Source organism: Chrysanthemum yellows phytoplasma, from assembly GCF_000803325.1.
In the GTDB taxonomy this organism is placed as follows: domain Bacteria; phylum Bacillota_I; class Bacilli_A; order Acholeplasmatales; family Acholeplasmataceae; genus Phytoplasma; species Phytoplasma asteris.
This window is the reverse complement of record NZ_JSWH01000060.1, coordinates 1-518: the sequence shown is the minus strand read 5'-3', so window position 1 is coordinate 518 and position 518 is coordinate 1. Positions and strand designations below refer to the sequence as shown.

Below are 518 nucleotides of genomic sequence, written 5' to 3'. Positions count from 1 at the left end.
ATTTATATTTTTAATAAAATCAATTTTTCGATCTAAAGAAAAATCTATTTTAAAACAATAATTATTTAATTCTGTAAATCCATGTTTATATAAATCGAAATACATATACAAACCATCATGTTCTTCTTTTATATCAAAATCCAAAAAAATTTGAAATAAATTTTCTGAATAAATAGGATTTAAATATTCTAAAGTGTTTTCTCTTTGATTTTTAGTATCAAAACTATTACGATAAATTTCTATTCTATCGTTATTTTGAATCATGAATGTATCGCCTATTAATTTTATTTTTTCATTCAAACTTATGTAATGATTACGTTGAAAAGAAGGTATAAGAACTAAATTACCTATATTATCTACGTCCGAAGCATAATTAGTATACAATATATGAGCATGATTTTCATTGTTGGAATATATATACCATAAAAAATTTAATTTAATGAAAAAGTTTATTCGAAAACCGTTAAATTTTTCTTTTATTTCTCTTAAAGAATTTATATTTAATTCATTATTTAATT

Annotated in this window: 1 pseudogene; it reads right to left on the bottom strand. The window is 19.3% G+C overall.

Annotated features, from left to right (window positions below):
* Positions 1–384, bottom strand: a pseudogene (locus OL66_RS00850) (hypothetical protein); the annotation flags it as partial.
* Between the last annotated feature and the right edge of the window lie 134 nt (positions 385–518).